This is a genomic window from Amycolatopsis sp. NPDC051373 (genome assembly GCF_040689465.1).
In the GTDB taxonomy this organism is placed as follows: Bacteria; Actinomycetota; Actinomycetes; order Mycobacteriales; family Pseudonocardiaceae; genus Amycolatopsis.
The window spans coordinates 111347-138340 of record NZ_JBFBAE010000019.1; the positions used below are offsets into that span (position 1 = coordinate 111347).

The 26994-nt window shown below is 70.7% G+C and carries 28 protein-coding genes; 9 read left to right on the plus strand and 19 right to left on the minus strand.

Features of this window, described 5'->3' with window-relative positions; all coding sequences use genetic code 11:
• Positions 1-5 precede the first annotated feature (5 nt).
• From AB0383_RS31510 to AB0383_RS31545, 8 genes are all read right to left on the minus strand, one after another.
• Positions 6-860 (minus strand): thioesterase family protein, encoded by an 855-nt coding sequence (locus tag AB0383_RS31510; RefSeq protein ID WP_364171570.1) that lies wholly within the window; start codon positions 858-860, stop codon positions 6-8.
• A 121-nt stretch (positions 861-981) separates the two neighbouring features.
• The gene (locus AB0383_RS31515; RefSeq protein WP_366189316.1) at positions 982-1755 is read right to left on the minus strand and encodes a sugar phosphate isomerase/epimerase family protein; all 774 of its coding nucleotides are present in this window, start codon (positions 1753-1755) and stop codon (positions 982-984) included.
• Positions 1756-2256: 501 nt separating this feature from the next.
• On the minus strand, positions 2257-4068 hold the full coding sequence (locus tag AB0383_RS31520) for a hypothetical protein (RefSeq protein WP_366189286.1): 1812 nt from the start codon (positions 4066-4068) through the stop codon (positions 2257-2259).
• Positions 4065-4223 carry a hypothetical protein gene (locus tag AB0383_RS31525; RefSeq protein ID WP_364171573.1) on the minus strand — a complete coding sequence of 53 codons (159 nt, stop codon included), beginning with the start codon at positions 4221-4223 and terminating at the stop codon, positions 4065-4067. Before AB0383_RS31525 ends, AB0383_RS31520 begins: the two co-directional genes overlap by 4 nt.
• Positions 4220-5203: a Ppx/GppA phosphatase family protein gene (locus AB0383_RS31530; RefSeq protein WP_364171575.1), complete on the minus strand. Its 984-nt coding sequence runs from the start codon at positions 5201-5203 to the stop codon at positions 4220-4222. The genes AB0383_RS31525 and AB0383_RS31530 overlap by 4 nt, the downstream gene beginning before the upstream one ends.
• 197 nt (positions 5204-5400) lie before the next feature.
• Positions 5401-6090, minus strand: coding sequence for a response regulator transcription factor (locus AB0383_RS31535; RefSeq protein ID WP_204091841.1), 690 nt, complete (start codon positions 6088-6090; stop codon positions 5401-5403).
• Complete coding sequence (locus AB0383_RS31540; protein ID WP_364171577.1) at positions 6087-7346, minus strand: ATP-binding protein; 1260 nt, start codon at positions 7344-7346, stop codon at positions 6087-6089. The genes AB0383_RS31535 and AB0383_RS31540 overlap by 4 nt, the downstream gene beginning before the upstream one ends.
• A 137-nt stretch (positions 7347-7483) precedes the next feature.
• Complete coding sequence (locus AB0383_RS31545; protein WP_366189287.1) at positions 7484-8368, minus strand: aldo/keto reductase; 885 nt, start codon at positions 8366-8368, stop codon at positions 7484-7486.
• A 100-nt stretch (positions 8369-8468) separates the two neighbouring features.
• Here AB0383_RS31545 and AB0383_RS31550 point away from each other — a divergent pair, with 100 nt between their 5' ends.
• A complete protein-coding gene (locus AB0383_RS31550; RefSeq protein ID WP_364171581.1) occupies positions 8469-9116 on the plus strand; it encodes a DNA-binding response regulator in 648 nt (215 codons plus the stop codon).
• Positions 9113-10015 (plus strand): hypothetical protein, encoded by a 903-nt coding sequence (locus AB0383_RS31555; protein ID WP_364171583.1) that lies wholly within the window; start codon positions 9113-9115, stop codon positions 10013-10015. Before AB0383_RS31550 ends, AB0383_RS31555 begins: the two co-directional genes overlap by 4 nt.
• 352 nt (positions 10016-10367) lie before the next feature.
• Here AB0383_RS31555 and AB0383_RS31560 read toward each other — a convergent pair whose 3' ends face one another.
• From AB0383_RS31560 to AB0383_RS31590, 7 genes are all read right to left on the minus strand, one after another.
• A complete protein-coding gene (locus AB0383_RS31560; protein WP_364171585.1) occupies positions 10368-11117 on the minus strand; it encodes a phosphoglyceromutase in 750 nt (249 codons plus the stop codon).
• Between the two features lie 433 nt (positions 11118-11550).
• A complete protein-coding gene (locus AB0383_RS31565) occupies positions 11551-12489 on the minus strand; it encodes a DUF4349 domain-containing protein (protein WP_366189288.1) in 939 nt (312 codons plus the stop codon).
• Positions 12490-12554: 65 nt separating this feature from the next.
• A complete protein-coding gene (locus AB0383_RS31570; protein WP_364171589.1) occupies positions 12555-13067 on the minus strand; it encodes a YbjN domain-containing protein in 513 nt (170 codons plus the stop codon).
• Entirely contained in the window at positions 13064-14371 is a 1308-nt protein-coding gene (gene mshA, locus AB0383_RS31575) for a D-inositol-3-phosphate glycosyltransferase (RefSeq protein WP_364171591.1), read from the minus strand. The genes AB0383_RS31570 and mshA overlap by 4 nt, the downstream gene beginning before the upstream one ends.
• A 22-nt stretch (positions 14372-14393) precedes the next feature.
• Positions 14394-15215 (minus strand): alpha/beta hydrolase, encoded by an 822-nt coding sequence (locus tag AB0383_RS31580; RefSeq protein WP_364171593.1) that lies wholly within the window; start codon positions 15213-15215, stop codon positions 14394-14396.
• A gap of 21 nt (positions 15216-15236) precedes the next feature.
• Positions 15237-16409 carry an Ig-like domain-containing protein gene (locus AB0383_RS31585; protein WP_364171595.1) on the minus strand — a complete coding sequence of 391 codons (1173 nt, stop codon included), beginning with the start codon at positions 16407-16409 and terminating at the stop codon, positions 15237-15239.
• Positions 16410-16599: 190 nt separating this feature from the next.
• A complete protein-coding gene (locus AB0383_RS31590) occupies positions 16600-17670 on the minus strand; it encodes a UDP-N-acetylmuramate dehydrogenase (protein ID WP_364171596.1) in 1071 nt (356 codons plus the stop codon).
• A gap of 25 nt (positions 17671-17695) precedes the next feature.
• On the opposite strand from AB0383_RS31590, the gene AB0383_RS31595 reads away from it, so the two are divergent.
• The 5 genes from AB0383_RS31595 to purU all read left to right on the plus strand — a co-directional run bounded on the left by AB0383_RS31595 (position 17696) and on the right by purU (position 21292).
• Positions 17696-18196, plus strand: coding sequence for a DUF2505 domain-containing protein (locus AB0383_RS31595; protein ID WP_364171598.1), 501 nt, complete (start codon positions 17696-17698; stop codon positions 18194-18196).
• Complete coding sequence (locus AB0383_RS31600) at positions 18175-18975, plus strand: class I SAM-dependent methyltransferase (RefSeq protein WP_364171600.1); 801 nt, start codon at positions 18175-18177, stop codon at positions 18973-18975. The genes AB0383_RS31595 and AB0383_RS31600 overlap by 22 nt, the downstream gene beginning before the upstream one ends.
• A 135-nt stretch (positions 18976-19110) precedes the next feature.
• A complete protein-coding gene (locus tag AB0383_RS31605; RefSeq protein ID WP_366189289.1) occupies positions 19111-19899 on the plus strand; it encodes a VTT domain-containing protein in 789 nt (262 codons plus the stop codon).
• Positions 19802-20404, plus strand: a complete 603-nt coding sequence (locus tag AB0383_RS31610; protein WP_364172002.1) for a maleylpyruvate isomerase N-terminal domain-containing protein — start codon at positions 19802-19804, stop codon at positions 20402-20404. Before AB0383_RS31605 ends, AB0383_RS31610 begins: the two co-directional genes overlap by 98 nt.
• A gap of 15 nt (positions 20405-20419) precedes the next feature.
• Positions 20420-21292 (plus strand): formyltetrahydrofolate deformylase, encoded by an 873-nt coding sequence (gene purU, locus AB0383_RS31615; RefSeq protein ID WP_364171604.1) that lies wholly within the window; start codon positions 20420-20422, stop codon positions 21290-21292.
• A 21-nt stretch (positions 21293-21313) separates the two neighbouring features.
• On the opposite strand, the gene AB0383_RS31620 is transcribed toward purU, so the two are convergent.
• Positions 21314-22363 carry an NAD(P)-dependent alcohol dehydrogenase gene (locus AB0383_RS31620; protein WP_366189290.1) on the minus strand — a complete coding sequence of 350 codons (1050 nt, stop codon included), beginning with the start codon at positions 22361-22363 and terminating at the stop codon, positions 21314-21316.
• A gap of 105 nt (positions 22364-22468) precedes the next feature.
• Between AB0383_RS31620 and AB0383_RS31625 the strand changes: the two genes are divergently transcribed.
• A complete protein-coding gene (locus tag AB0383_RS31625; protein WP_366189291.1) occupies positions 22469-23080 on the plus strand; it encodes a TetR/AcrR family transcriptional regulator in 612 nt (203 codons plus the stop codon).
• A gap of 515 nt (positions 23081-23595) precedes the next feature.
• Positions 23596-24240, plus strand: coding sequence for a haloacid dehalogenase type II (locus AB0383_RS31630; RefSeq protein ID WP_364171611.1), 645 nt, complete (start codon positions 23596-23598; stop codon positions 24238-24240).
• On the opposite strand, the gene AB0383_RS31635 is transcribed toward AB0383_RS31630, so the two are convergent.
• From AB0383_RS31635 to AB0383_RS31645, 3 genes are all read right to left on the minus strand, one after another.
• Positions 24233-25246, minus strand: a complete 1014-nt coding sequence (locus tag AB0383_RS31635) for an NADP-dependent oxidoreductase (RefSeq protein ID WP_366189292.1) — start codon at positions 25244-25246, stop codon at positions 24233-24235. The two genes, AB0383_RS31630 and AB0383_RS31635, sit on opposite strands and share 8 nt — an antisense overlap.
• 129 nt (positions 25247-25375) lie before the next feature.
• On the minus strand, positions 25376-25810 hold the full coding sequence (locus AB0383_RS31640) for an SRPBCC family protein (protein WP_364171615.1): 435 nt from the start codon (positions 25808-25810) through the stop codon (positions 25376-25378).
• 151 nt (positions 25811-25961) lie between these two features.
• Positions 25962-26888: an ABC transporter substrate-binding protein gene (locus AB0383_RS31645; RefSeq protein WP_366189293.1), complete on the minus strand. Its 927-nt coding sequence runs from the start codon at positions 26886-26888 to the stop codon at positions 25962-25964.
• Positions 26889-26994: the final 106 nt, after the last annotated feature.

Consider the following 26994-nt stretch of genomic DNA (forward strand, 5'->3'; position numbering starts at 1 on the left):
GCGCGTCAGGCTCCGGGTGCCGGGGCGAGCGCGAGCTGGCGCGCCTGCGCGACGAGGCGGCCCTGGGAGTCGACCACCGTGGCGTCGGAGTCGAACCAGGCCTCGTGCACCGAACGCGATTCCACCAGGATGCGCAGCCAGCCGGGGGCCGGGCGGGTGCGCAGGAAGGCCGTGAGCTGCACCGTGGGCGCCCAGCCGACGCGGCCGAGGTTGGCCACCACCGGCGGGTTGAGATCGCCCGCGAGGAGTGCGAAGTAGACGTCGCCGATCCCGTCTCGCGGACGTGCCCACAACTTCAGCCGCGGTGGGTCGCCGGCGCGCCCGGCGAGGTACCCCGCCGTGGCCGGGTCCACGCGGATCTCGCAGCTGGAGGAGAGGTTGAACACGCCTTCGGAGGTTTCGGCGCCCAGCGGCACCGCGCCCGAAGGCGGTTCGGCCGGCAGCTGCGGCAGGTCGCTCCAGTCCGGGCGGCGCATCGGCAGCCGCCCGGTCGTCACGCGCGCCTCCACGCAGCTGCGCCCGCGCTGCTCCAGCCGCACCCCGACCACCGACGCGCGGCGGCCGACCTTGCGGACGTCGGTGCGCAGCAGCACCGGACCCAGCGCCGGTGCGTGCAGGAACTCGGCGCTGACGACCAGCGGCTCGGCTGTGGGTTCGCCGCGTTCACCGAGCACAGCCGTGGCGGCCTTGGCGAGCAGGGCCAGGAGGAACCCTCCGTGGGGGTGGTTCGCGATCGCCCATTCCGCCCTCAGCGTGGCCGTGAAGGTGCCGTCTCCGAGGGAACGGACCGCGCTGGCCGCGTCGAACGCCGTCGCCGTCTGTTCGGCCCGGCTCACGAACGGCCGGCCACGGCGGCGCATGTGGCGGAGAAGTTCAACGATCGCAACGAGTTCACGGTCGGCACTTTACGTGTCGATGAGCCGGAAGAGGGTGTCGGCGGGCCTGGGACCGCCCGGACAGCCGATCATGCTAACGGCCGGGTCACTGTCCGAGGTGTAACCGGGCGAACAGCAGCGCCTCCGCGAGGGCGCGGGCCCGCTCAGCGCCTGCGATGGCGTGGCGTGTGTTGACTTCGAGCACGACCTGACCGGTGAAGCTGTCGCTGACCAGCTTTTCCAGCAGTTCGGCGCACGGCTGGCCCCCGTGGCCCGGAATGAGGTGCTCGTCCTTGGGCACGCCGGTGCCGTCGGCGAGGTGGACGTGGCTCAGGCCTTCCCCCATCCGCTCGGCCAGCGCGAGCGCGTCCATCCTCGCGGCGGCGCTGTGGGAAAGATCAAGCGTGTAGTGCCGGAACCCGACGTCCGTGGGATCGATCGACGGCCGGAACGCCGACACCCGTGTATTCCGCGACCCACCCGGCGGACGCACCTTGAACATGTTCTCCACGGCGACCTCGATGCCGGATTTCTCTTCCAGCTCGTCCACGAGGTCCCCGAACGCGTCCCCGTAGCGCCGCTGCCACCGGAACGGCGGATGCACGACGACCGTCCGCGCCCCCAATTGCTCCGCGGCCTCCACGGACTTCCGCAGCCTGATCTCGGGATCCGGCGACCAGACCCGCTGCGTGATCAACAGCGACGGTGAGTGGATCGACAGGATGGGTACGTTTGTGCGCTTCGACCAGCGACGCACTGCGGCGACGTCCTGGCTGATGGGGTCGGCCCAGACCATGACTTCGACGCCGTCGTAGCCGAGTTCTGCTGCTAGTTCGAACGCCGCCCCGGCCCGCAGGGGCCACACCGACGCAGTGCTCAGTCCCACGGGTATCGGCTTCTCAGGCGCGTTCACGGGGACATCCTGCCTTGCCAGGGGTGGGCGTGGTCGGGTGCGGGTTGGGTGGGAAGTGTCCTCGGCTGAAAGCAGGGTCTCGCAGGGCGGCTTGCGTTGGGGAGGTCGTTGTCCTCGCAGGGCGGCTTGCGTTGGGGAGGTCGGTGTCCTCGCAGGGCGGCTCGCGTTGGGAGTGCACCCCGAAGCTGGATTGTGTTGACGGCCGGTGACGTGTTGTCAAGGCGGGAAAGCGTGCCTTGACGACACGTCGCCGGCCGCAAGGAGGCTTCGGATCGGGGTGCCAGGGTGGGGCTGGGTGCAGGTTTCGTCGCGTGGGTGGGCGGCGGTTGCGAGGGTGGGTGTGGCTTGCGTGGGTGGTGAGTTGGCAGGCGGCTGGCTGGTGAGTGGGGGCCAAAGCGCCCGCGGGCCGAAACGCGAGAACTCCCGGCCCGCCGAAGCGGAGACCGGGAGTCCCGACGCGATAAACGGCTAGCGCCCCACCAGCAACAGGGCGGCAGGTGACACCGTCACCACCAGCCCCACCAGGATGGCCAGCAGCGTCGTCTGCAGGTCTTCCGCGCGGCGGATCTTGCGGACGATCCACACCAGCGCCACGATCACCAGCAGGGCACCGACGAGGGCGGCCGGCGCGAGGTTGACCCAGAGCCAGTTGAAGCCGAGCCACACGGCGGCGCCGCCGACGACGCCGAGGGCCAGTTGGCCCGCGAGGGTGAGCCACTGTTTGCCAGGGGAGCCTTCGAGGGCCGGCTCGGCGGCCACGGGAGCGGCGGCGGGCTCTTCGGGGGCGACGTCGTCGTCGTAGTCGTCCTCGTAGTCGCCGTGCTGGTCGTAGCCGTAGTCGTCGCCGTCGAAGTCCGGGGAGCCCGGCTGGGCGAACTCGCGCTCGTACTCGGACAGGTCGTCGTCGACGGGGCCGCCGCCAGGGGCGAACGGCATGGGCGCCGGGTAGCCCGCGGTGGGCGGGCCGGCGTCGAAGTCGGCGGGGGCGGCCATGGTGGGCGGGCCACCGTCGTAGTCGCCCTCGGGGGCGTACGGCTCGGCGTAGTCGTCGGCCGCGTAATCCTCGTCGGCGTAGGCGTCGGCGGACTCGCCCGGGACGACCGGCATCACGCCGATCTCGGTGTCCTCGAGTTGTTCCTGCTGACGACGTTTGCGCCAACCCGCCAAGCCCGGCGGTTGAGCGGGAGGGCCACCCGGGCCAGGACCGCCGGGGCCGGGACCACCCGGCCCAGGACCGGGAGCCACCTCGGGCGCCGCCGGCTCCACCCCGGCCACGGCGTCGAACTGCTCCGTGTGCGGGTCCTGCTGCGGCGCGGGACGGCGGGCCGGCGCGCGGCGCGGACGCTGCGGCGCACCCGTGGGGAACGCGCCACTGGCCATGGGCGGCTCGGGCACGTCGGCGTCGGGCGTGCCGTCAAGACCGTCGAGCCGCGACGCGAGCGTGCCGCCCGGCGCGGGTGGCGGACCGGGACGTCGGCGGACCGGCGGCACCTGGTTGCGGGTCTCTTCCGCACCCGGCGGCGGCACCGGCTGCTGCCGCGTCGGACGGCCGCGCGGCGGCACCGGCATCTGGCCGGACTCCTGCGGCGGCGCCGGCGGACGCACGAACTGGCTCGACTCGGCTGACGGCGAAGGCGGAACCGGGAGCTGCGCCGACTCCTGCGGCCGTACGAACTGACCCGACTCCTGCGGCGGAGCCGGCGGGCGCGTGTACCCCGTCTCCTGCGGCCGCACGAACTGCCCGGACTCCTGCGGCGGAGCCGGCGGTCGGGCGAACTGCCCCGACTCGGGCGAAGGCTGACGAACGAACCCTGAGTCCTGCTGCCCGTTCACCGGCCGGACCGACCGCGTCGGCGGGCCGGAAGGGCCACCCGGGCCACCCGGACCCGCAGGACCAGGACCAGGACCAGCCATCCCACCCGGTCCCTGAGGACCGGCAGGCGGCACAGGAGCAGCAGGCGGACGCTGCAACGGCCCCGACTCCTGCGGCACCGCCCGCGGCGCGGGGGCCGCGGGCCCGTCCGAACGACGACGGCCACCCGCCGAGCGCGAAGGCGGCGGCGGAGTGCCGCCGTCGCTGGTCACGCGGTCGATGATCGCCTGCGGGGCGGTGTCGCTCACACCCGCGGCGCGACGGCCGCTCTCCGGCTGCTGCTCGGGGGCTTCGTCGTCGTCGGCTGCGCGCCGCCTGCGCCGCCGTGAGCCCTCGACCTGCTGCCCGTGCTGGGCGAGCAGTTCGGCCACGGTCTTCTGGGGCGGGGCGCCGTTCTCGTCGGTCATACCGTGCTGTCCAAAGCGCGCTCGGGGTTGGCCACGGCACGTGCCGGCGGCCGGACGCAGGCGGCGCCGCGCGCGCTGAACACCGTGCTGTGCATATCCGTCACCTCTCCACCGTGCCTGTTTTCCGTCACCGAAGTCCAGTCCACTGCTGTCACCGGTCCTCCCCGTTCGCCGAAACGCCGGTGAGGGCGGCCCCAGTTTCGTCCGCGCCGTTGGAATGGTCCAGCCGTCGCAGAATGACACCCTCTCGCAGTGCCCACGGGCAGATCTCGAGTTCTTCGAGGGAGAGCGCCCGCATGGCGGCTTGCGCCACCAGCGCACCCGCCACGAGCTGGTGCGACCGGCTCGAGCTGACCCCCTCGAGTTGCGCGAGGTCCGCTGCGGGCATGCGCGAGATGAAGGCGATGAGCTGGCGCAACGCGGTGTCCGTGAGCGTACGGCGCACGCGCGGGCCTGCCGCCGAGGGGGCCGCACCGGTGAGCCTGGCCAGGGAGCGGAACGTCTTCGACGTCGCCACCACCCGATCGGGTTCACCCCATTTCGCGACCTTCTTCGCGAGCCCGCTGAGCTCGCCCTCCAGCCACGCGGAGGTGGCCACGACCTCCGAGCGCGTGGGCGGGTCGTGGCGGAAACGTGTGCGCGTGGTGCGCCCGGCTCCCAGCGGCAACGACTCCGCGAGCACGGGTTCCTCGTCGCGGCCCATCGCGACCTCCAGCGAGCCGCCGCCGATGTCGAGCACCAGCACCTGGCCGGCCGACCAGCCGAACCACCGCCGCACGGCCAGAAAAGTCAGGCGCGCCTCGTCGACGCCGGAGAGCACCCTCAGCTCGACGCCGGTCTCTTCCGCGACTCTGGCCAGCACCTTCGCCGCGTTCTTGGCTTCTCGCACGGCCGACGTCGCGAACGCCAGCACGTCTTCGCACCCGAGCCGGACGGCCGCGGCGCGCGCCGACTCCACGGCCCGGACCAGCTCGTCGGAGCCCGCACGGCTGAGCTCGCCGGATCGCGTGATCTGCTCGGCGAGGCGCAACACGGCCTTCTCCGAGTGCATGGGCGTCGGGTGCGCACCACGATGGGCGTCGACCACCAGCAGGTGGACGGTGTTTGACCCGACGTCGAGTACCCCTAGGCGCACGAGGATCCAGCGTACCGGTCCCACAGCCAGGTCTCGAAACTGTAACCAACACCACTCGGTCCGGGCTCGACTCTGCGTGGCCGGACGCCCGCACAGGGTGAAAAATGAAGCGTTTCCCCAGGGACCCAAAACGGCCGGAGCGGCAAGAAAAAACCCCGCCACCCCGGCCGTGTTCCGGTGTTTTCCCTACCGGCGGCTCACGTCTCGAACTTGTACCCGAGGCCGCGCACCGTCACGAGGTGGCGAGGGGAGCCCGGGTCGGGCTCTATCTTCGAGCGCAGGCGCTTCACGTGGACGTCGAGGGTCTTGGTGTCCCCGACGTAGTCGGCGCCCCACACGCGGTCGATCAGCTGGCCGCGCGTGAGCACGCGGCCCACGTTGCGCAGCAGGTACTCCAGTAGGTCGAACTCCTTGAGCGGCAGCGAAACCTCGGCGCCGTCCACGGTCACCACGTGCCGCTCGACGTCCATCCGCACGGGCCCGGCCGAGAGCACCAGCGGCGCCAGCTCGCCCTCCGCGCCCGGCTCGCCGCCGCGGCGCAGCACCGCGCGCACTCGCGCGATGAGCTCCCGGGCCGAGTAGGGCTTCGTCACGTAGTCGTCGGCGCCGAGCTCGAGACCCACGACCTTGTCGATCTCGCTGTCGCGCGCCGTCACCATGATCACCGGCACGGCCGAACGCTGGCGCAGCTGCTTGCACACGTCCGTGCCGCTCATGCCTGGGAGCATGAGGTCGAGCAGCACGATGTCGGCACCGTTGCGGTCGAACTCCTCGAGCGCCTGCTGTCCCGTCCCGGCCACCGCGGCCGTGAAACCTTCCTTTCGCAACAGGAAGGCGAGCGGGTCGGCGAAGGACTCTTCGTCCTCGACAATGAGAACCCTCGTCACAGGTTTCCTCCATGGTCTGGGCCGGAGAGCTCCTGCCCGGTTGCCACGAGCCGGGGTGTCCGCTCGGGGGTCTTGTCCTGCCGCACCACGGTGGCGGGCTGGGTCTGCTGTTTGCCACGCGCGCCGTCGCCGCCGGGCTCGGGGCTGACGTGCGCGGGGATCCGCAGCGTGAACGTGGACCCGGTGCCGGGTCGGCTCCACAGGCCCACCGAACCGCCGTGGTTGGCCGCGACGTGCTTCACGATCGCCAGGCCCAGCCCCGTGCCGCCGGTGGCGCGGGAGCGGGCCTTGTCCGCGCGGTAGAAGCGCTCGAACACGCGCTGCTGCTCGTCTTCGGCGATGCCGATGCCGCGGTCGGTCACGGCGATCTCGACCATGCCGTCGGCGAGCCGGCGCGAGATCGACACCGGGCTGCCCGGCGACGAGTACGCGACCGCGTTCTCCAGCAGGTTCGACAGCGCCGTGACCAGCAGTGTCCGGTCGCCCTCGATGAGCAGGCCGCTCGCCGTGTCGGTGGTGATGGTGATCTCCGCCGACTCCGCTGACAACGTTGTCCGGCCGAGCGCCTCCCGCACCACGGCGTCGACCTCGACGACGTTGAGGTCCGGCAGCCGTTCGGCGCCCTGCAGGCGCGAAAGCGCGATGAGCTCGGTCACGAGCGTGCCCAGCCGGGTCGACTCGCGGAGGATCTTGCTGCCGAAGCGGCGGACCTCGTCCACGTCGTCGGCGGCGTCGAGCACGGCCTCGGTGAGCAGCGCGATCGCGCCGACCGGGGTCTTGAGCTCGTGGCTCACGTTGGCCACGAAGTCGCGCCGCACGGCTTCCAGGCGGATGGCCTCGGAGTGGTCCACGGCCTCGACCACGGTGAAGCCGTCGCCGAGCGGGCGGACCTCGCCGAGCACCGCCTCGGGCTGTCGCCGCCCGCGGTTCTCGAGCGGCGACAGGTCGATCTCCATCGGCTCGTCGGTCTCCACCACCTGCTCGGCGGCGGCGCGGGCCCGCGGGTCGGCCTGGTTCACGCGCACCAGGCCGAGCTCGTAGGCCCTCGGGTTGTGCAGCACGAGGTCACCGAAGCGGTTGAGGACGACAACGCCGCTCCGGGACGACCGGATCAGCCGTTCGAGGAGCTCCGCCACGGTCGGTCCCGCCGGCCGTGCCGTCTCCTTCCGGGCCCGAGCCCGGGCGATGAGGAACCCGACGACCGCGCCGACGACAAGAGCGCCGATGGCCGAGATCAGGGCAACAGGCGTGGTCACGAGGGAATCGTAAGCATCCCGGTAGCCTTTCGGACCAGTCCTGGAAGCCCGGTCGTGAGGCGCGTGACACCTACAGGGGACAAGTTCGCCCTGGTGTCAGGCCCCGTTCACCCGGCCGAGATCTTCCGGACAAATGTTCACGCTCCGTCGAGCTCGGCAAGATCGTCGGCCGTCAGGCGCAGCTGCGCGGCGGCGACGTTCTGTGCCAGATGGTCCGGGTTGCCCGTGCCCGGGATCGCGAGCACGTGATCACCTTGAGCGAGTGTCCACGCGAGACGGACCTGGGCCGAGGTCGCGTCGTGGCGCTTCGCGACCGTCGCCACCCGCTCTTCGACGGCCGTTTCGTCGGTTTGTCCACTCGCGACGGCGAACCACGGCACGAAGGCCACGCCGTGCTCGCCGCAGAGCCGCAGCAGCTCGTCGTCCTCGCGGACCGCGGTGAGGCCGTACTGGTTCTGCACGCAGACCACGGGCGCGATCGCCAGCGCCTCCGTGAGGTGCTCCGGGCCGACGTTGGAGATGCCCAGCTCGCGGATGAGGCCGGCCTCGCGCAGCTCGGCCAGGGCGCCGAAGTGCTCGGTGATGGAGCCCGAGCCGCGGCCGAGGCCCGTGCCGATGCGCAGGTTGACCACGTCGATGTGGTCGCGCGCGAGCTGGCGCAGGTTCTCCTCGACCTGGCCGCGCAGCTGGTCGGGCCGTGCGAAGGGCAGGAACTCGCCGGACGGGTCGCGGCCGGGGCCGACCTTCGTGGTCAGGACCAGGTCGTCGGCGTACGGCGAGAGCGCCGTGTTGATCATCTCGTTGGAGGAGAACTCCGGCGTGAAGTAGAACGCCGCCGTGTCGATGTGGTTCACGCCGAGCTCCAGCGCGCGGCGCAGGACGGTGAGGGCGCGCTCGCGGTCGGCGCCGGTGCCGCCCGCGAACGGGACGAGCCGCATGGCGCCGAAGCCGAGACGGTTGACGGTCAGGGAACCGAGCTGCCACGTGCCGGCGGCCGCGGCGGGAAGTGCTGTCTGGGTCATGACTTCCAGCGTGACCCGGCGGCTTTCGCGTCGCCCGGATTGGCAGGAAGCTGCCACCCGGCAGTGGCCGCGGTCGCTCCACGAGGTGACACTGGAGTGCGTGACTCGAGTCGACGACGTCGTGACCGTGCGCGGCGAACGCGAGCTTTTCGACCGCACCGCCCACCTGTTCGGCAGCGCCACGGACATCGCGTGCGCCGCGAACACCCTCTTCACCTGGGCGGCTTCGCGCCCGGGCACCGGCGTGCCCCCGGTGCCCGACCTGCAAGGCCGGCGGGCGCGCAAGATCTACGTGCCGAGCGTGCTGCTGGACGAGGCGAGCGTCGAGCACCTGCGCCTCCTGCGCGAGGCCGGCGCGCAGATCCGGATCACCGAGCGCGAGATCAACGAGACGATCATCCTCGACGGGCGCCTCGCGATCCTCGCCGCCGAGGTCACGCCGGACGGGCGCAGCTACACCGTCCTTTCGCGACCCGACCTCGTCAACGGGATCTCGTCGTTGTTCGAGGCCGCGTGGCGGTCGTCGACGGATCTCGCGGCGTTCGAAACGCGCTACGCCGAGCTGCGCCGGCACACGCCGCAGCTGCTGGACTTGCTGCTGTCGGGCTGCACCGACGAGACCGCGGCGCGCACGATGGGCGTCGGCCTGCGGACCTACCGACGCTACGTCGCGGAGCTGATGGCAGCGTTGGGGGCGACGTCGCGGTTCCAGGCCGGGGCGCGCGCGAAGGAGGCCGGTCTGCTGTGAAGCGTGGTGTCGTGGTGCTCGCCCTATTCGCTGCCGGGTGCAGCTCGGCGGTGGGCGGGAAGGCCGTGGTTCCGCCACAGCCCGCCAACCTGGCCTACGTCGACGCGAAGGCCACGAGCGACGCTACCGCGGGGATCAAGAAGGCCATGGAGACCGTGTTCAGCTTCGACTCCACGGACACGGCCGCGGTGGCGAAGAACGAGCAGGAGTACTTCACCGGCAACGCCCGCACGCAGTTCGACCAGACCTTCGCACAGATCAAGACCACTCCGGTGAAGACGCAGACGCACGTGATCGATTCGGGCGTCGCCGCCCTGTCGCCGAGCGGGGCCACGGTGCTCGCCGCGATCAAGCAGCAGAGCCAGACCCCCGACGGCAAGACCAACGCGGCGCTCGCGGTCGTCCTCGTGACCGCCGCGCCGGCCGGCGACCACTGGCGCGTCAGCGACCTGAACCTCAACCCGCGCGGCACCCTCGGCCCGGCGGCCGACCCGGGCGCCCCGCGCCCCGCCGTCACCCGCGACTCCGCCCTCACCGCCGCCCGGCACGCCGGCTCGGTGTTGCTGACCGTCGACGCCCAGAACGCCGACGCCGTGTACGACGGCTACGAGAGCGTCGCCGTCGACCCGCTCCTCACGCAGTTCCGCGCGACCCGCCAGACCACCGTCGACAGCATGAAAAGCAGCGGCGCCAAGGCTTCCTTCAACCCCCAGTCCGCGGCCGCCGTGTCGTCGGCCTCCGCGGACGGCAAGACCGCCACGGTCCTCCTCGACGCCGTCGTCTCGACCCGGCAACAGGGCGGCCCACAGGACCGCACCATCCCCGTCCGCCTCACCCTGGCCCGCCAATCGGACGGCGGCTGGAAGGTGTCGGCGATCGACCCGTTGAACGCTGCCTGAGCCACTCCCGTCTACGCCGAAGGGCCACCGCGCAGCTCGCGCAGTGGCCCTTCGTCCGTGACTGGGTGAGGCTCACTCGCGCCGGTTTCGCAACGGCCGCGGCTTCCGATCAGGGCGCCGGTTGACTCCGCGACATTCGCCGCCACACCTCAGCGCCAGCTCGACCAATCCACCGCCGCGGTGCCTTACCCCGCGGCCTCCAGGCCGGCTCGGCGACAAGCGACGGTCGCTCGACCTCAGCCCCCGTGCCCGCCGCACGGCGCCGCGACTCCGGACGTCCGCGGCCCTCTGACATGCCGAAGGGCCACCGCGCAGCTCGCGCAGTGGCCCTTCGTCCGTGAGTTGGTGAGGCTCAGCGACCCTGGTTCGCCACCGCGGCAGCGGCTTCCTCCGCCGCCTCCGGGTCGAGGTACAGGCCGCCCGGCTTGATGGGCTGGAGGTCGTCCGTGAGGTCGTAGCGCAGGGGGATGCCGGTGGGGATGTTGAGGGCCGCGATGTCCGTGTCGGAGATGCCGTCGAGGTGCTTGACGAGCGCGCGCAGCGAGTTGCCGTGCGCGGCGACCAGGACGTTCTTGCCCGCGCGCAGGTCGGGGACGATCGCGGACTCCCAATACGGCAGGAGGCGCTCGACGACGTCCTTGAGGCATTCGGTCAGGGGCGCGTTGTCGCCGAGGTCGGCGTAGCGCGCGTCGCCGGCCTGGCTGAACTCGTCGGCCGGGTCGATGGCGGGCGGCGGGGTGTCGTAGGAGCGGCGCCAGAGCATGAACTGCTCCTCGCCGAACTCCTCCAGCGTCTGCTTCTTGTTCTTGCCCTGCAGCGCACCGTAGTGGCGCTCGTTGAGCCGCCAGTCGCGCTTGACGGGGATCCAGTGCCGGTCGGCGGCGTCGAGGGCGATATTTGCCGTGCCGATCGCGCGGCGCAGCAGCGACGTGTGCACCACGTCCGGCAGCAGCTCCGCCTCGGCCAGCAGCTGGCCACCCTGGCGAGCCTCGCGCTCGCCCGTCTCCGAAAGCGGCACGTCCACCCATCCGGTGAACAGGTTTTCCGCGTTCCACGTGCTCTGTCCGTGACGCAGCAGCACCAGCGTCCCAAGTTCGGCCATGGCCCACAGCCTGCCAGAGCGGACCAGGTTCGTGACTGGTGAGTCCCGCTTGAACGATGTTCTACAGAGAGTGTGTTACCCTATAGTAACACCTTCACCCGAACAGAAGTCAGCCCGTCAACAAGCCGCGAAAAGGGTGCAATGTGCTGCGCGCTGTTATCCCGCTTCGCGAAGTTCACTCGAATAGAGTAACGAGTAGTCTTGTGATTACAGGTGGACATCTGACAGGTTTGGCATGTCCCGCTCAGCCGGATTCCACGCACTCCCCGGCTGACGGCGGGCTATGACCGCGGCTCGTCTCCCCCCTGCCGAGCCGCGGCCCGCCGGCCCCGTTGGCATCCCCCTCGTCACCGGGTCCTTGATCGGCGGGAACTTCAGCGGGGCGGCTCGAGATCGCGACTCCCCCCTCCCTCGAGCCGTCCCGCCTTTCCCGTTATCCCGCAGGTCCGGCGGGGACAGCCGCGTCTGCCGTGTCACCGGCCGGCCGTGAACGGCGCCGCTTGCGCACCCACCACCACACCGCCCCGGCCGGGATCCCGAGCACCACGGCGAACGGTGCGATCGCCCCCAGCGCCGTCAGGACGCCGCCGCCGAAGGTCAGGAACGCGTCCCAGCCACCGGCGAGCCCCGCGAGGAAGCCGGGCAAGTCATCGGATGTCTGCCCGGGACCGGTCACGACCTCGGCGGTCACGGACAGTGCCACTGTCGCCATCGCGACACTCCCCGCGAGCGCCTTCTGCTGCTGTTCGAGTGACTCGAGCGCGGCTTCGCGGTTGGTGAGCTCACTCTCCACACTCGCGATCTCGGAGATCGACGTCGCCTTCGCCAGCAACGCCCGGATCCGGTCGACGCTCGCGCGCTGCGTCGCCAGGCGCGCGTCCACGTCGACCACCTGGGCGGTGACGTCCTGGGAGCTCAGCTCCCGCTTGGTGACCTTGCCGAGCCCGGCGAGCTGGTCGAGCACCCCGTCGAGCTTTTCGGCGGGCACGGCGAGGCTCAGGGTCGCGGACGACTCCAGCGTGCTCTCCTGGCCCGTGTACCCGCCGGCTCCGGTCGCGATCACCCGCGCCCGCGAGACGACATCGTCGAGCTTCGGGGTCGAGAGGTCCAGTCGTGCGCTTCGGGCGAGCTTGCGGTCGGTGGTCCCCGCGACCCCCACCGCCGGCGGAACCGGGCCCTTCGTGGTCAGGCCCTGCTGCGGCACACCGGGTTGCGCCACCCCCTGCTGAGGCAGTCCCTGCTGGGGCACGGCCGCGCGCCCGGCGGCCACCCCGCTGTCGGCCTCCGTCGAGCTCGGCCCGTTCGCCGTGCACCCCGCCAGCGCCACCAGCAACCCGGCGCCGGCCAGCACCCATCTCCATCGAGTTCTCATCCGTCCTCCTCCACTCGGGTGGCAGACGGACGGACCCCGGCGTCAGCGGCGTTGCACGGGCCGAGTCACGACTCGGTCAAGCCCGGCTCGTGCGGCTTCTCGGGCGCCACGAGGTGCTTGAACGCCTGGAGGTTCGCCAGCGACTCCCCGCGCGACACACGCCAGTCCCACTCGCGCTTGATCGATGACGCGAACCCGATCTCCAGCAACGTGTTGAAGTCACCGTCGGCGGCTTCGAGCACCTGCCCGAGGATCTTGTCCAGCTCGGCGTCGGTCACGGTCTCCTTGCCGAAGCGCCCGACGAGGTAGATGTCGCCGATACTGTCCACTGTGTAGTGCACACCGTAGAGCCGGGCGTTGCGCTGCAACAGAAAGCGGTACACCTGCTCGTGCGCCTCGTCCGGACGGCGGCACACGAACGCCTCCACGGAGAACGCGTGGTCGCCGTCCACGAGCCAGCAGTTGGTCTGGAGCTTCTTCGTGCCCGGCAACGTCACGAAGTACTTTCCTTCGCCACGCCGGTCGTACGTGAGCTCGGCGGCGTCCAAAGTGGACTTGATCGTCGCGTCCAGGCTCACACGGCCACCTCCGCCCGCACTTCGAGCGCTCCGCGGAACGCCTTGGTCGCCTGAGCATAGATCTCCAGCAGCGAGTCCGTGGTGCGGCTCCAGGAGAAGCGGTGGGCGTGCAGCACGGCGTTGGCACCGAGTTCACGCCGGCGTTCCGGCCGCAGCGCGACGGCCGCCAGCGCGTCGGCCCAGTCGGTGGCCGTGTGCGAAGGCACGAGCAGTCCCGACACGCCGTGCGGCACCGCGACCGGCAGCCCGCCGACCTCGGCGGCCACCACGGGGGTGCCGCAGGCCTGCGCCTCCAGCGCCACGAGCCCGAACGACTCGTTGTAGCTCGGCACGGCGACCACGTCGGCCGCGCGGAACACGTCCACGAGCTTCTGCCCCGGCTGCGGAGGCAGGAAGCGCACCTGCTCCTGGATGCCCAGCGTCCACGCCAGCTCCTTGAGCGCCTGTGGCTGCTCCAGCCCGGTACCCGACGGCCCCCCGACCACGAGCACCACGAGCTTCGAGCGCAGCTCCGGCCGCTGGGTCAGCAGCTCGGCGGCCGCGCGCAGCAGCACGTCCGGCGCCTTCAACGGCTGGATCCGGCCCGCGAACGCCAGCACCACGGCGTCCCGCGGCAGTCCGAACGCGTCGCGCGCCAGCGCCTGCGAACCGGGCGTGAAGCGGTCGAGGTCGACGCCCGGCGGCACGGCGTGCACCGCGTGCGGGTCGGCGCCGTAGAGGTCCACGAGCTGGCGGGCCTCGACCTGCGTGTTGGCGACCAGGCAGTCGGCCTCGGCCACCACCTGGTCCTCGCCCATCACGCGCGTGCGCGGCTCGGGCTTGTCGCCGTCGGCGAGCAGTGAGTTCTTGACCTTCGCCAGCGTGTGCGCGGTGTGGACCAGCGGCACGCCCCAGCGGTCGCGCGCGAGCCAGCCGACCTGGCCCGAGAGCCAGTAGTGCGAGTGGATGAGGTCGTAGTAGCCGGGCTCGTGAAACGCCTCGGCCCGCAGCACGCCCGAGGTGAACGCGCACAGCTGCGCGGGCAGCTCGTCGCGGCCCAGCGGCTCGAACGGGCCGGCCTGCACGTGGCGCACGGTCACGCCCGGCGCCAGCTCGGCCAGCGGCGGCTGGTCCGACGAGGTCGCGCGGGTGAACACCTCGACCTCGACGCCGCGGCGCGCCATCTCGGTGGCGGTCTCGCGCACGTACACGTTCATTCCGCCCGCGTCGCCGGTGCCCGGCTGTTCGAGCGGCGAGGTGTGCACGGACAGCACCGCGATGCGACGCGGCGCAGCGCGGAACCCCGACAGAGAGGAGATGGTCACCTGGTCACTACTCCTGTGTGCGCTACTCGGCTGTTTCCCCGGAGAACCGCCGCAGCGCGGAGTTGAACTCCCCCGCGTCCTCGACGAACGGCAGATGCCCCGCATCAACGAACCAACGCAGAACGGCCCCTGGAATCTTCCCGGCCGAATATTCCGCTGCCGACGGATCGACCACGCGGTCGGCCGTGCCGTGCACGACCAGTACCGGTTTGTCGATCTTGGCCAGCTCTTCCGAGCTCTCCACGTCGCGCTTGAACAGCGCCGCGCGGACAGCCGGCGGCACCGCCAAGGACATCCCGAGCAGGGCTTGCGCGAACGTGCCCGGCACCGAGGCGTTCGCCTGGGCACGGGTGAACTCCACCAACGCCGGCACGGCGACCTCGGGATCGTCCGAGAGCGCCGCGGGCAGCGCGGCCCGCATGACCGATCCGGTCTTACCGCCTTCGCGGCCCCGGCCGATCTCGGTGATGGCACCGACGAGCACGATCCCGGCCAGCCGTGCCGTTCCGTGCACCCGCAGGTAGTCGGCGATCACGAGCCCACCGTAGGACCAGCCGACGACGATCGCGTCGGGGCCGGCGAAATCGAGCACGGCGGCGAGGTCGTCGGCCCACTGGCGCGGGTCGTCGTAGCCGGCCGCCGGGACGTCGGACGCACCGTGGCCCCGCAGGTCCATCGCCACCAGGCGGAACCGCTCCGTGAGCGCCGGGTCGGCCAGCTGGGCTGCCCACGCGCGCGACGACTGGGCCCAGCCATGCACGAAGACGATCGGACGCGAGTTCTGGGCACCCTCGACGCGCAACGCGATACGCACGCCGGAGGTACCGACCACTTCGGTGTTCACGACGTCAGTTCGTAGCACGCTTCACTTGACCGCCGACAGCGTCTTCCAGGTGGACCAGTCGTAGAACCAGTCCTTGACGTCGGAGCCGGTGGGGCTGGAAAGCTGCGAACCGGTCACCTCCACCGGGTCGCCGATGAGCGCGGAGTCGAAGTAGTCCTTCGCGTCGGCTTCCAGCAGGTTGACGCAGCCGTGGGAGTTGTTGGTCTTGCCGATGTTGGCTGCGTTGTCCTGGTTTTCGTGGATGTACTCGCCGTGGTTGGAGATGCGGCAGGCCCACTTCTTGTTGACGTTCGTGTAGCCGTAGCGGGCGTTGTCGAACACCGCCGTGGGCTCCTTCGACATCACGATGAACGTGCCGTTGGGTGTGTTGCGGTTCACATCGGAGTCGAGGCCGTTGGCGCACGGGTAGCTCTTGTACTCGGAGCCGCCGCGGTAGACCTTCATCACGTGGTCGGGGGTGTTCACCTTCACGACCTGGTTGCGCCCGATCTTGAACTTCGTGGTCACGTCAGCCTTGCCGTAGGCGCCGTTGCCGAGGTCGACGCCGTAGAGGTTGGCCTCGACCTCCACGGTCGTGTTCTCGGGCCAGTACTCCTTCGGCCGCCAGTCCACCTGCGTGGCCGAGAGCCAGCCCCACGAGCCCTCGACGTCGGTCTTCACCTTCAACGCCTTCTCCACGGCCGCGCGGTCCTTGGGCGCTTCCTTGAACTTCACGCTGATCGGCATCGCGACGCCCACGTGGGCGTCGTCGGCCGGGTTGAGCGTGGCGCGCAGCTGCTTGGCCGGGTTGACCGTCGCGAAGGAGCCCTTGAGCTCCACGGGCCGGTTGTCGGTGCCGGTGGCCTTGGCGGCGTAGGTGTAGGTCTTGCCGTAGCCGAGGGATTCTGAGCTCTTCCAGGTGAGGCCGTCGGCCGCGAGGTCACCCTTGACGGCGTCGCCGTCGGAGTTGGTGACCTTGACCTCGCTGAGCTTGCCGTCGGTCACCTTGATGACCACGGGCTCGCGGACGTCAGCGTCTTTGGCGTTCACGGCCGGCGTGGCGGTGATCTTCGCCACCGGGTCCACGGGCTTGCCGCCGTCCTCCCCGCTCCCGCCGAGCGGCAACGCCGTGCCGTTCGTGGTGGTCGAACACGCGGCCGCGAGTGCCCCCGCCCCCGCGGCGAGCACCGCCTTGAACACCGTGCGCCGTTCCATCCCCGTGAACCTCCCCTGTTCTTGAACAACGCCGTGCCCGCACCAGCCGATGCTTCCACGCTGTCAGCGCCGGTGAGCGCCTCGACGTTACCTGCCGACGCCGGGTTCACCCAGTGAGTGCGGCCCGCGTCATGTCGACAAGACGTTTCATCCGCCGGGCGGTTCCGCTGGTGACAGCGTTGTGACGGGATCAGAACGAACAGGCGATCAGCAGCGGTTCTGGGTGCAGCGTCACGCCGAAGCGGGACTGGACGCCGTCGCGGACTTCGCGGGCGAGGGTGAGCAGGTCGGTGGTCGTGGCGGTGCCGCGGTTGGTCAGGGCGAGGGTGTGTTTCGTCGACAGCGACGCGCGGCCGCCGGGGCCCGGGTGGCCCTTGGCGAAGCCGGCGCGCTCGATCAACCAAGCGGCGGAGAGCTTCACGCCGGCGTCGGCCGGGTACTGGGGCACGGCGACATCGGCACCGACGACCGCGGTGATCCGCGCGAGCACGGCCTCGACGTCGGACGAAGGGAGGATCGGGTTCGTGAAGAACGAGCCGGCGCTCCACGTGTCGTGGTCGGCCGGGTCGAGGACCATGCCCTTGCCGCGGCGCAGGCCCAGGACCGCGGAGCGCGCGGCGGCGGCGGGGACCTTCGCGCCGATCTCGACACCGAGCGTGCGTGCGAGCTCGGCGTAGCGGATGGGCGCGGACTCGCCGGCCGGGTCGATGCGGAAGCGCACGCTGAGCACCACGCCGCTGTCGGTGCCCTTGAGCACGCTGGTGCGGTAGGCGAAGCCGAGCTCGTCGGCCTTGACCGTGCGCACCTCGCGCGCGGCGCGGTCGTAGAGCTCGATCGAGACGATGGACTCGGCGACCTCGCAGCCGTACGCGCCGACGTTCTGGATCGGTGTCGCCCCGACGGAGCCTGGGATGCCGGACAGGCACTCGAGCCCGCCGATGCCCGCCGCCACAAGCCCGGCGACGAACGCGTCCCACTCCTGTCCGGCGGCCGCCTCGATGACGTCGCCGGTGTCGCCGGCCCAGGTCCAGCCGGTGTTCGCGACCTGGACGAGCGTGCCGGGGAAACCGCTGTCGGCGACCACGAGGTTCGAACCGCCGCCGAGGAGCAGCACGCGTTCGCCGGCGGCGTCGGCCTCGCGCACGGCGGCGACGAGATCGTCGCTGGTCGTGGCCCGCACGAACCGGCGCGCGGGCCCTCCGAGGCGCAGCGTCGTGTACTCGGCGAGGCGCGGCGGCGCGGGCGTTTCGACGGGGTTCACGCTGCCTAACGGTACTGTCCGGCCCATGGGATCCCGGATCGAGCACCGTGCCGAGTTCTCCGCCGGACTCGCGGCCGTGCTGGCCGCCGTGTCCGGTGAGGACGCGTTGCGGGCGCGCCTGAAGGAGCTGGGCGGAGACAGCGCCGCACTCCTGTCACATGCCGTCGACGGCGACACCGTGCGCTACGAGCTGCAGCACGGCATCGCCGCGCAGCGCCTGCCCCAGGCCGTGCAGGCCCTGCACCGGGGCGACATCGTCGTGCACCGCAAGCAGGTGTGGCAGCGCTCCGGCGACGCGTACGCGGGCAAGGTCGACGTCAGCGTGAGCGGCGTGCCGGGCGAGATCGGCGCGCAGACCTTCCTGACGCCGCGTGGTGAGCGCGTGGAGTTCCGGACGTCCGGCGAGGTGCTGGTGCGGATCCCGCTGTTCGGCGGAAAGATCGAGGAGTTCGTGGCCCAGCAGGTGACGAACCTCTTGGCCCGCGAAGCCGACTTCACCACGTCGTGGCTGGCCGAGCACGCCTGAGCCCGGTGGGCGCCCCGACGAGGGGCACCACCAATCCCAATCGGTTACGCAGAGTCGATCGCTGGCTCGCGAACGACCCCGCGGTGACGCGGCTGTTACGGCGAACGCCGGACCCGCTCGTGGTCGACCTCGGCTACGGCGCGTCACCCGTCACGACCATCGAACTCCTGCGCTGGCTACGCCGGGTCCGCGCCGACGTCAGTGTGCTCGGGCTGGAGATCGATCCGGAGCGAGTGGCGTTCGCGCGCCGCGCCGCTGACCCTCCGTGGCTGGACTTCCGCCGCGGCGGCTTCGAACTGGCGGGTGCGCGGCCGATGGTCGTGCGGGCGTTCAACGTGCTGCGCCAGTACGCCGAGCACGAGGTCGCCGGCGCGTGGAAGGTGATGCTCGACGCGATGCCCGACGAGGGGCTGATCGTCGAGGGCACCTGCGACGAGATCGGGCGGCTGGCCTCGTGGGTCGTCGTGGGCGCGGACGGACCGGTGTCGCTGACGGTGTCGATGCGGCTCGCGGACCTGGATCGTCCGTCCATTGTGGCCGAACGACTGCCCAAGGTTCTCATCCACCGCAACGTTCTCGGTGAGCCGGTGCACTCGTTCCTGTCCACTTTGGACGACTGCTGGGCCGCCGCGGCGCCGCACCGGTCGTTCGGGGTGCGGGCGCGGTGGGTGTCGGCGGTGGGGATGCTGCGGGACCGCGGCTGGCCGTTGCTCGGCCGGCCGGAGCGCTGGCGCCTCGGCGAGCTGACGGTGCCGTGGGAAAGCGTGAACCCCCTCTGAAGTGACTACGGACAGTGCCGGACTGGGCTGATCAGTGGGGGTACGAATGCGTCGTCCGGGTACGAATCCCCCCTGTTCACCGACCCACCCCCGCGGTGTCACCCGGTGGTGACCTGCGGTGATCACGATAGGCAGGTGGAACTGCTTCAACACGTCACCGACCTGCTGCGCGGCGCGCTGGGTTCGCCGTGGCTCTGGGTGCTCGTGTTCGCCGTCGCGGGGCTGGACGCGCTGCTGCCGTTCATGCCCAGCGAGACGACCGTGGTGACGGTCGCGGTGCTGCTCGGGCCCGACCCGGAGCGGCTGGCGCTGCTGGCGCTCGTCGCGGCGACCGGGGCGTGGGCCGGCGACTGCCTGGGCTACGCGGTGGGCCGGGCGGCTGGACCGCAGGCGCTCGCGCGGCTGCAGCGCGGGCCGGCGGGGCGGCAGCGCTACGAATGGGCGCGCGAGCAGGTGCGGCGGCAGGCGCCGTTGCTGATCATCGCCGCGCGCTACCTGCCGGGCGGCCGCGTGGCGAGCGCCCTGGCCACGGGCAGCCTCGGCTACCCGCTGCGCCGCTTCATGCCGCTCGACGCGGCCGGCGCCGCCGTGTGGGCGGTCTACAGCGTGCTGATCGGGCTGGCCGGCGGCTCGACGTTCGCCGACGAGCCGGTGAAGGGCCTGCTCCTGTCGTTCTTCCTCGGGCTCGGCCTGGTCACCCTCATCGAGTTCGGGCGGCGCCTGCGATTGCGGCGACTACGGTCGGGCGATGCACCTGACCGAGGCGATCGACATCCACGCCGACCGGCTGAAGGCGGCGGCCCTGACAGCGGGCCCGTCGGCGCGCCTGCGCAACTGTCCGAAGTGGACGATGCACGACCTGGTGACGCACCTGACGACAGTGCTCTCGTCCACGGTGGCGGCGATCACGGACCGACCCACTGAGCCCGCGCCACGCACCGACTGGGCCGACGCGCTCGGCCGGTGGGACGGCCAGCGCCTCGCCGTCCGCGAAGCCCTCCGGCTGCCTGCCGATACCCCGGTGCGGTCGCCGTTCCCCGCCGGCGGACTGCTGACCGTCGGCCGCTGGGTCCGGCGCCTGGCCCACGAGACGGCGATCCACCGGCTGGACGCGGAGAGCGCTCTTCCTGAGCCGCCGGCCACGCGGTACGCGGACGCGTTCGCGGTGGACGGCATCGACGAGTTCTTGACGTTCTTCGTTCCTCGCCGGGCCGCTCACCAGGACGGCGTCGTGCGGATCGAAGCCGGAGACCGGGCGTGGACGGTGGTTCTTCGTCCCGGCGAGACTCCGGTGGTCGAGTCCAGCGGTGCCGCGGACCTCACCGTCACCGGCTCACCCGACGACGTCTACCGCGCGCTCTGGGGCCGCCCCCACGCCGCGCGGATCGTGGGCCACGTCGCACTCTTGGAGCCCCTCGCGGCGCCCTGACCAGCACCGGCGAGAATGGTGGACGTGCCTGATCCCCAGCGTTACGTGCTCACCTTCGGCTGCCCCGACCGCACCGGCATCATCGCCCGCATCTCGGGCTTCCTCGCCGACCACGGCGGGATGATCGTGGAGGCGGCATACCACACCGACCCGGACTCGGGCTGGTTCTTCACGCGACAGGTGGTGCTGGCGGGGTCGCTGTCGTTCGACGCGGACGGGCTGCGGGAGCGGTTCGCGGCAGTCGCGGAGGAGCTGTCGGCCGAGTCGAGCTGGCAGGTGCGCGACACGGGTGAGCGCCCGCGCGCCGTCGTGCTCGTCTCGAAGGCGGGGCACTGCCTGTACGACCTGCTGGGCCGCGTCGCTTCCGGGGAGCTCGACGTGGACATCGCGGCGGTGATCGGCAACCACGCGTCGCTCGCGGACATCACGCGGGCGCACGGGATTCCGTTCTACCACGTGCCTTTCCCGGCCGACGGGAAGGCCGAAGCGTTCGCCCAGGTGCGCAAGCTCGTCGACGGGTACGACCCCCACGCCGTGGTGCTGGCGCGCTTCATGCAGGTGCTGCCGGCCGACCTGTGCGACGAGTGGGCCGGGCGGGCGATCAACATCCACCACAGCTTCCTGCCGTCGTTCATCGGCGCGCGGCCGTATCACCAGGCGCACGTACGCGGCGTGAAACTGATCGGCGCGACCTGCCACTACGTGACGGCCGACCTCGACGCCGGCCCGATCATCGAGCAGGACGTGATCCGCGTGGACCACGGCGACTCCGTCGACGACCTCGTGCGCAAGGGCCGCGACATCGAGAAGGTGACGCTGGCGCGCGGCCTGCGCTGGCACCTCGAGGGCCGCGTGCTGGTGCACGGCAACCGGACGATGGTGTTCTGAGCGCGGGCCGCGCGCCGGCGATCAGGCGCCGATCGTCGACGCGTCGATCACGAAGCGGTAGCGCACGTCGCTGTTCTCCACGCGCTCGTAGGCGGTGTTGACCTGGTCGGCGGTGATCGTCTCGATCTCGGCGCCGATGCCGTGCTCGGCGCAGAAGTCGAGCATCTCCTGCGTCTCGGCGATGCCGCCGATCATCGACCCGGCGAGCTTCCTGTTGCCGCCCAGCAGCGAGAAGACGTTGTACTCCAACGGTTCGCCGGGCGCGCCGACGTTCACCATCGCGCCGCCGACCCGCAGCAAGCTCAGGTACGCGTCGACCGGGAGCTTCGCGGACACGGTGTTGAGGATGACGTCGAACCGGCCGCGCAGGGTGTCGAAAGTGGCCTCGTCGCTGATGGCGTAGTAGTCCTTGGCGCCGAGCTTCAGGCCATCTTCCTGCTTCTTCAGGCTCTGGCTCAGCACGGTGACCTCGGCGCCCATCGCGGCGGCGAGCTTCACCCCCATGTGCCCGAGCCCGCCGAAGCCGATCACGGCGACCTTCTTGCCGGGGCCGACGTTCCACTGCCGCAGCGGCGAGTAGGTGGTGATGCCCGCGCACAGCAGCGGCGCGGCGACGTCGAGGCCGATGCCCTCGGGGATGCGGCAGACGAAAGCGTCCTTCACGACGATGCTGCGGCTGTACCCACCGTAGGTGTTCTCGCCGTCGAAGCCGACGCCGTTGTAGGTCTGCACGTTGCCCTTCACGCAGAACTGCTCGGTGCCCGCGACGCAGTACTCACACTCGCCGCACGAGTCGACCATGCAGCCGACGCCGACGCGGTCGCCGACCTGGTACTTGGTGACGCCGGAGCCGACCGCGGCGACGACGCCGGCGATCTCGTGGCCCGGCACCATCGGGAAGATGGCGGTGCCCCAGTCCTCCTTGACCTGGTGGATGTCGCTGTGGCAGATGCCCGCGAACGCGACGTCGATCAGCACGTCGTCCGGACGCAGGTCGCGGCGCACGATCGTCGTCGGCGCGAGCGGCTGCCCCACGGCCGGTGCGGCGATGGCGGGCGTGGTGGTGGTCATGAAATCCTCCAGACGATTCCGGGCTCAGCCGCCCGGACCATGTAAGACCCCCCTTACATCTTCTATAGTAAGAGGGGTCTTACATCCGCGCGACCGAGATCGGGTGTGATCCACGACATGGGCGGCAAGTACCACCACGGCGACCTGCACGCCGAGCTCGTGCGCGTCTCGCTCGACCTGATTGCCGAGCAAGGCGTGGAGGGGTTCTCCGTCGCCCAGGTCGCGAAGCGCGCGAACGTCTCCGCCGCCGCGCCGTACCGCCACTTCCCCGACCGGTCCAGCCTGATGTCCGCCGTCGCCGCCGCGGCCGCCTGCCGGCTGCGCGACCTGGTCGACAAGGTCATCACCGAGGAGCCCGACCCGGTCACCCGCCTGGCCTCCGCGCAGGGCACCTACACGCGCTTCTTCATCGACACGCGCCTCGGCTTCCCGGTCCTCTTCGCCGACGGCCTGGCCAACCCCGAGTACACCGAGATGCACGACCAGCGCCGCGCCATGTTCGACACGTTCCTCACCCTCAGCCTCGCCGTCACCGACGGCCACGCCACGGCCCTCGAACTGCTCGAACAACTCAACGCCCAGTCCCACGGCTACGGCGCGCTGTACCTGGACGGGGTGTCGCCGCGCATGGGGTACTCGGCCGACCAGGTGGTGGCCAAGTCGACGAGGGCGGCGCGAATCGTGATCGAGGCCTACCGGACGGCGGGTCAGAGGTAGTCGAAGTACCTGCCGAACCACTCCACGCAGGCAGGATGTCCTCGTTGGCGCCGTCGCACCGTTGCCAGATCTCCGGCTCGTCCACCAGCCGGTACCCGAGATCGGCCAGCGCCGTCCCGACAAGCCGGCGGTCTTCAGCCTCGAAGCGGACGTCGCGCTCTTCACTGTCGTACACGCCGGGATTGCCCGGGCCCGCGATGGCGAGGGACGCGAAGTTGCTCACCGCCACGCAAATTTGTTCCCCGCCGCGCGTCGCCTCGACCGGGATGTTCAGGCGTGCGTGGAGAGTGGCGTCCTTCGCCCACAGGTCGTTTTCGGTGGGGTGGCCGAAATCCGCGCTCAGCCGCTCGGCGAGCGCGAGGAAGCGGCGGCGGGTCTCGTCGTGGTCGTAGTCGTGCGGGATCTCGGGGTTGCCGGGTTCGTCGGCCTCCCTCAGGAGCCGCCACATCGCCTCGCCGGTCAGCACCGGCTTATCCTCCACCACGAGGTGTGCCCGACCCACCGATGGAGTCCGCATGCTCTGCGTGTTCGACGTGAACGAGACACTGCTCGACCTCCGGGCGCTCGACGAGCTGTTCCGCGAGCTCACCGGGAGCCCCACGGCGCGCCAGGAGTGGTTCGCGCTGGTGGTGCACACGGCGTTGACCGTGACGGCGGCCGGCGGCTACCGGGACTTCGCCGAGATCGCCGGGCTGGCCGCCGTGGACACCGCGGACCGGTACGGCCGCGAGCTGACGGACAACGACCTGTCCAGGATCGGCGACGGGCTGCGGTCCCTGCCCGCCCACGCCGATGTCGACGAAGCCCTCCGAACGCTCAAGCGAGCCGGCCACCAGGTCGTCGCGTTGACGAACTCGCCGCTGGCCACCGCGGAGGCGCAGTTGCAGAACGCGGGGCTCGCGAAGAGGTTCGACCGGATCTTCTCGGCGCAGCAGGTCAGCCGGCTCAAGCCCGCGCCTGAGCCGTACCGGCAGGTGCTGAATGCTTGCGGCACAACGAAAGCCGTGATGATCGCCGCGCACGGGTGGGACCTGGCGGGGGCCGAGGCGGTCGGGATGGAAACCGCCCTCATCGCGAGGGACAACCAGCGGCCCCTCCCAGGCCGGCCCGCCACCTACACGGCGACGAGCCTGCCCGAGCTGGCCGCGAAAATCAGCTGAGCCGCACCAGCATCTTGCCGGTGTTCGCGCCGCTGAGGAGGCCCAGGAAGGCGTCCGGCGCGTTGCGGATACCGTCCACAATGGTCTCCGAGTACTTGATCTCGCCGGAGGCCACCAGCGGCGCCACTTCGGAGACGAACTGCGGCTGCAGGTGCCAGTGGTCGAGCACGAGCATGCCGCGGATCGTCAGGCGCTTGGCGATGATCTGCACCAGGTTGCGCGGCGCCGGGGTCGCCTCGGTGGCGTTGTACTGCGAGATCATGCCGCACACGGTGATGCGCCCGTGCAGGTTCATCGACGCGATGGCGGCCTCGAGGTGCTCGCCGCCGACGTTGTCGAAGTACACGTCGATGCCCTCGGGCGCGGCGGCGGCCAGCTGCTGGGCGACGGGGCCGTCCTTGTAGTTGAAGGCGGCGTCGAAGCCGAGATCCTCCACGAGGTGGCGCACCTTCTCCGCCGAACCCGCGCTGCCGATCACGCGCTTGGCGCCCTTGAGCTTCGCCAGCTGGCCGACGAGCGAACCCACCGCGCCGGCCGCACCGGAGACGAACACCGTGTCGCCCGGCTTGAACTCCGCGGTGACCAGGAGCCCGGTGTACGCGGTGAGGCCCGGCATGCCGAGCACGCCCAGGTATGTCGAAAGCGGCGCGACGGAACCGTCGGCCTTCACGACCTTCGTCGCGTCGACCACGGCGTGGGTGCGCCAGCCGAGCTGGTGCAGCACGTGGTCACCGGGCTTGAAGCCGTCCACAGTGGACTCAACGACCTCGCCGACCGCGCCGCCGCTCATCGCCTCGCCGACCGCGAAGGGCGGCGCGTAGGACTTGGCGTCGTTCATCCGGCCGCGCATGGCCGGGTCGACGCTCATGAACACGTTGCGCACCAGGAGCTGACCGTCGGCCGGCGCCGGGATGTCGGTGTCGACGACGTCGAAGTCGGCCGACGTCGGCATGCCGTGCGGGCGGGCGGCGAGCCGGATCTCGGTCGCCTGGGTCGGTGCGTTCACCACGGGACTCCGTTCATGAAGACTGGTTTCCTGAGACTGGGTAAAATCGGGGCCATCGCCCCGCATATACCCGCCCCAACGAGCCAACCGGGGCGATCATTCCGATTATGCCCGACCATGTGGCAAGCGCTACACGATCTCCTCGAGCTTGCCGAGCACGCCGTCGTAGATCTTCTTCAGCCCACCGGGCGCGAACGTCTTCTCGAAGAAGCCGCCGACGCCGCCGGCACCGTCCCAGCTGGTCTGGATCCGCACGACGCTGCCCGAGTCCGAAGGCGAAACGGTCCAGGTCGTGACCATGCTGGAGTTCGCGTCGGTCTCCACGAGGGTGCCCGGCGCCGGCTCGCTCACGGTCGCGGCGACGTCGCGCACGCGCTTCGATGTGGCCTGCAGCTTCCAGCTCGCCTTGGTGCCCGCGCCCACGCCACCCTCGGTGACCTCGTAGTCGCGGTAGTGCTCGGTGAGCAGCTTCGGCCGGGTCTCGGCGTAGTCGGCGACCAGCTCGCGAACCCTGTCCACCGGCGCGTCGATCGTGCGCTCCGCGGTGGCCGTGACCTTACCCATCTCACTCCTCGGCTGTACTGGAGAACCCCTCACGCGCCACCTTCGCACACCACCCGATCGGGCACCGCGTCACCAGGGGTTTTCCGCCGAGGGTCACACGAAAACGGGCCGTCCGGAAAGTTCCGGACGGCCCGTTTCCCGCTGAAAACACTCAGGCGAGTCCCTGCTGTGTCAGCCAGTCCTTCGCGACGTCTGCAGCCGGGTCACCGTCGGAGTCCACGCGCTTGTTCAACTCGCGCATGCCGTCGGTGGTCAACTTCGCTGAAACGGCGTTGACCGCGGCCGCGAAGTCGGCGCCACGCTCGTCGAGCACCTTCTTGTTCACCGCCGGCACCACGTTCTCCGTCGGCACGATCTGCAGGTCGTCCTTGAGCGCCACGTACTGCGGGTCGCCGACGAGCGGGCTCACCGAGTCGACCGGGATCACGGTCGCCGCGCCGGAGTCGAGCTGCTGCACGCGCGGCCCGGCTTCCTGCACGGTCTGGAACGAGGTGTTCGTCAGCTTGTAGACGTCGGTGAAGCCCTTGTAACAAGGCAGCCGCGACTCGCACTCCGGCGGCCCGGCCATGACGACCTTGGGCAGCTTCTTGAGGTCGCTGATGCTCGTGATGCCGTTGGCCTTCGCGAGGTCGGCCTTCATGATGTAGGTGTTCTTGTCCTCGGCCGCGGCGTAGGTCAGCAGCGCGATGCCGTCCGGCGCGAACAGCTCCGTGAGCTGCTGGTGCTCTCCGTCGGCCGTCTTCACGGCGTCCTTGCCGAAGCCCGTGGTGATCGCCGCGCCCTGGTACTCGGGCAGGAACTGCAGCTCACCCGACTTGAGCGACGGGTAGATCAGCTCCCGCGAACCCAGGTTCAGCTTGCGCGTGACGGGGTAGCCCTTGGCCTCGAGCGCACCCGCGTAGATCTCCGCCAGGATCTGGCTGTCGGTGAAGTTGAACGACGCGACGACGATCGGCGCCCCGCCCTTGCTCTGCGCGGCGGGCTGACCACTGTCGGAGCCCCCACCCCCGCACGCGGTCAGGCCGAGCGCGGCCACCGCCACCAGCGCGGCCGCTCGGATGTTCCGGGTCCAGCGCACGTCCCCACACTCCTCGTGTCGCGAACAGAGGATTGGACCCTAACCGTGAGCCACGACAGAAACCACATACCGGGAATCACCGGCACCGAATCTCAACAACCGAAAT

What these genes read in the sequence shown, in the direction of transcription:
- AB0383_RS31510 (WP_364171570.1), bottom strand. Translation starts at nt 860, where the DNA reads ATGCGCCGCCGTGGCCGGCCGTTCGTGAGCCGGGCCGAACAGACGGCG.
- AB0383_RS31520 (WP_366189286.1), bottom strand. Translation starts at nt 4,068, where the DNA reads ATGACCGACGAGAACGGCGCCCCGCCCCAGAAGACCGTGGCCGAACTG.
- AB0383_RS31545 (WP_366189287.1), bottom strand. Translation starts at nt 8,368, where the DNA reads ATGACCCAGACAGCACTTCCCGCCGCGGCCGCCGGCACGTGGCAGCTC.
- AB0383_RS31560 (WP_364171585.1), bottom strand. Translation starts at nt 11,117, where the DNA reads ATGGCCGAACTTGGGACGCTGGTGCTGCTGCGTCACGGACAGAGCACG.
- AB0383_RS31565 (WP_366189288.1), bottom strand. Translation starts at nt 12,489, where the DNA reads ATGAGAACTCGATGGAGATGGGTGCTGGCCGGCGCCGGGTTGCTGGTG.
- AB0383_RS31585 (WP_364171595.1), bottom strand. Translation starts at nt 16,409, where the DNA reads ATGGAACGGCGCACGGTGTTCAAGGCGGTGCTCGCCGCGGGGGCGGGG.
- AB0383_RS31595 (WP_364171598.1), top strand. Translation starts at nt 17,696, where the DNA reads ATGGGATCCCGGATCGAGCACCGTGCCGAGTTCTCCGCCGGACTCGCG.
- purU (WP_364171604.1), top strand. Translation starts at nt 20,420, where the DNA reads ATGGTGGACGTGCCTGATCCCCAGCGTTACGTGCTCACCTTCGGCTGC.
- AB0383_RS31620 (WP_366189290.1), bottom strand. Translation starts at nt 22,363, where the DNA reads ATGACCACCACCACGCCCGCCATCGCCGCACCGGCCGTGGGGCAGCCG.
- AB0383_RS31630 (WP_364171611.1), top strand. Translation starts at nt 23,596, where the DNA reads ATGCTCTGCGTGTTCGACGTGAACGAGACACTGCTCGACCTCCGGGCG.
- AB0383_RS31640 (WP_364171615.1), bottom strand. Translation starts at nt 25,810, where the DNA reads ATGGGTAAGGTCACGGCCACCGCGGAGCGCACGATCGACGCGCCGGTG.